Here is a 3,577-nt window from a genome sequence, read left to right as displayed (position 1 = left end):
ATCAATGGGATGATAAAAATTATCATCTCTTACCCAACGGTGAAGTCAAATATGATATTAGAAAAGACAAACTGGTGGTTGAGCGCGCCAGTATTATCGCAAAAGGTCATCTTGTCGCCGACTTTAGTGACAGTATACCCAATAGATTTCAAGATGCATCGCGACGGCAAGGGAGCGAATCCCCAGGAGCATAGATAACTATGTGACTGGGGTGAGTGAGTGCAGCCAACAAAGAGGCAACTTGAAAGATAACAGGTATATTCATATTAATACTTATTATCCTTACAGTGCCCCGGCAGGTTTCAATTTATTCAATTATCCCGTCGACAGTGAAAAACTGCCCGCAATACTGTCCGCTGAAAATATCCTATTACATGCGGGAAAAATAACCCTCAGTGATAAAATCAACGCGGCTCATGATGTCAATATTGTTTCCGAGAGTGATATCATCCTAAAAAATGCCATACTTTTGTCCCCTAATAGTTTATCTATGGCGGCTGTCAATAATATCTCTCTCTGGCGCAGTCATATCAGCGGAAAGGAGGTGACCGCGCTCAGTCGTTATGGGGATATTGCATTTCATAACGGTGATGAAGTCGGCCATATTTGGGAACAACATAGAACGGGTGAGCATCCCGCATCCAATCAATTAAATGCCCGTGGTCATTTAACTCTCAATTCGGGTAAAAACCTGCTTTTACAAAATGTCTATTTACAACCGGCTGAAAATATCTCTTTGTCAGCCCGTCATGATGTCACCATAGAAAACCATGCCGATACTTATACTTTTGCAAAATCAACGTTATCCAATCGGCATCATGCCCCCATACCGGGAATTTTAACTGCCTTAAAATCACTAACGATTAATGCGGGGAATACGCTTTCTGCCAAAGGCTCAGAGATGTCTGCCGGAAAAGATATTTATTTAAGTGCAGCCAAAGATATTGATCTCAGTGCTTGTGAACCCAGGTATCAGGCTGATTTATCGTTATCCCAGGGATCACCCATATACAGCAGTAAAATCACGGCAAAGGATCATGTCAGTATTATCAGTGGGGCAGACATCAACGGGAAAGCCGTTCAGATACGGGCAAACGGTAATACATTATTATCCGCAGGCCGGAATATTACCCTCTCTGCCCAGGCTTATTCTGCCATGAACAAAACAAACAATAATGACAAAGATGACCGGCATATTATTGCTCAGGTTCGTGGTGATAAAAAACTGACGATGGCAGCAAACGGTGACATCACCACAGCCGGCTCTCAATTGACGTCTGAGGGTGACATCCTGTTTTCCTCCGGGGGCAATATGCGTTTTGAATCGGTGCAGAACCACGCCTACCGGGAAGGTAACCGGGAATTCACGGGATCAGTGACTCAGCAAGGCACCGAACTGACCAGCGGCGGCGTACTGACCGTGCTCTCAAACGGCAGTCTTCTTTTCCAGGCCACCAAACTGGCGGCTAAAGGGGCCATGGATGTCGCCGCAAAAGGCGGTTATCTGTACGCGCAGGCCATGGAAGAATCCAGTCATTATGAGAAAACAGAAACAAGCCGTAACTGGTATGGCAGGAAGAAAACCCATCAACGCACCCGTCATGATGTCACCAACAAAGTCACGGAATTTATCGCTGAGGGGGACATTAATCTGTTAAGCCGGGATGACAGCACTTACGAAGCCAGCAAAATTGCCACCAATAAAAATGCCAGACTGACCAGCACGCACGGTAAAGTCAACTTTAAGGCGGTAAAAAATACCACTTTTGAGCAGACCATTACCCACTCCACCGGTTTTTATATCAAACACCGGGATAAAGGTTATACCAAAGACACGTGGGTGCTTCCGGCTATGCATATTGGCGGAAAACTGACCGTAGAAGCGGCTAACGGCGTCAGCGCAGATATCAAAGCCAAAAATGGTCAGTCATTACAAAATGTCCTGACCGGATTGGGGAATACACCGGAGACCGCCTGGCTGAAAGGGCTGAATGACAATAAAGATATCCAGTGGAATGTGGTCAAGGATGCGTATGACAGTTGGGATCACAAGAGCCAGAGTTTAAACCCCGTAGTTTCTGCGGTGATTGCGATTGCGGCAGCGGCGGCAACCGCAGGCAGCTCTCTGGCGGCCTCTGTTGCCTCTTATGCGGGCAATAGCGTTGCGGGTGGGGCGTTAACGGCGGGCATGTCATCACTGACGGCCCAGGCGGCAGTGGCTATTGTGGATAATCAGGGGGACATATCCAAAGCACTAAAAGTGTTAGGTAGCAGTGATGCGGTTAAATCCACCATTACCTCAATGGCGCTTGGGGGGGCCTTGGCCGGGTTTGATGCCTACATGGGATGGAATAAAGCGGCTGATGGCACGACATTAGATCCCACAAAAGCGAAATTACCTCAAATCAGCCATGGTGACTGGAATAAAGTCATCCAGCGGGTCGCGGGTCAATCCATTATCAGTGCCAGCCTGAATACCACCATTAACGGCGGCAGTTTTAACGATAATTTGACTACGGCTCTGTTGGCTAATATTGGCAGCCAGATTAACGCGGAAGGCGCCCGATTGATTGGTGATAATGGCGAGGTCCTGGGAGTGCCGGGCAAAACGTTAAGCCACGCCGTTGTTGCAGGTATCAGTGCTGAAATTGGCCGGGGGAATGCCAAAGGTGCAATGGCGGGGGCTTTGGCTGCGGAACTGGCGGGTATCATGATGGGAGATAATCTGATCAAAGCCGAAGAATGGCAGAAAACCTCGGAGCGACAAGCGCAAATTGCCCGTGTTTTTGGTGGTTTTGCCGGTGCGGTATTTACCGGTAAAGCAGACGGGGCTTATAGTGGCGCAAGCGGTGCGGAGAACACTTTCCGTTATAATTACCTGGCTCATCACCAGCAGCAATTAATGGAAAAAGAACTGGCGGCAGAATCCAACTACCTTAAAAAGGCGCAGATTTTTGCTAAATGGGGTTTGATGAGTGGTTCACAAGATGGTCATCTGGCGGCAGGTTTTGTCTCCGGTATTCCATCAGAACTCTATGATAGCGTGATGGCTATTGTCGGCGCAGTCTCTAATCCTTCGGAAGTCATTGAATCGCTCAGGACACTGTTAATTCAGGAAGATATGCCCGGCTTTATCTGGCAGGCAACAAAGGATAGTTATCTCAAGCAGCTTGATGTTGTCAAAGCCGAATATGAACAAGCGGGTCCAGAGGGAGCCTATAATGCGGGGCTGGAGATAGGAAAACTGGTCACTGGAATAGTCAGTATGGCTGGTGGTGGCTTGGGGGCGGTCAAAGGATCTACATCTGGCGCAGCTAAATTATCGAAAATCATTTCAAAAGATCCACACCCAGCAGTAGACATCCGTCGAGTATATCGGGTAGAAAAAGATGGTAGTCAAACCCAAATGGCGTGGGGAGAAGGGAACTATAAGCAAGGGTATCCTTTTGAGGATTTTGTTGCTACGCAGATGCCAGCAGGTTCTCGACTGCCAGAGAATTTCAGGACGTTTGATTTTTATGATCAGAAAACAGGGATAGCTACCAGTGTTAAGACATTGGATACTCGTACAGCAGCG

General features: G+C 47.6%; 2 pseudogenes. Both read left to right on the top strand.

The features are described 5' to 3' along the window. Positions 1-194 (top strand): annotated as a pseudogene (locus tag AM629_RS24825) (hypothetical protein); the annotation flags it as partial. A gap of 47 nt (positions 195-241) precedes the next feature. Then, positions 242-3,577 (top strand): annotated as a pseudogene (locus AM629_RS20675) (DUF637 domain-containing protein); the annotation flags it as partial.

Source organism: Photorhabdus heterorhabditis, from assembly GCF_001280945.1.
GTDB lineage: Bacteria > Pseudomonadota > Gammaproteobacteria > Enterobacterales > Enterobacteriaceae > Photorhabdus > Photorhabdus heterorhabditis.
The sequence above is the reverse complement of the archived record's forward strand: the minus strand, read 5'-3'. Positions and strand labels throughout refer to the sequence as shown.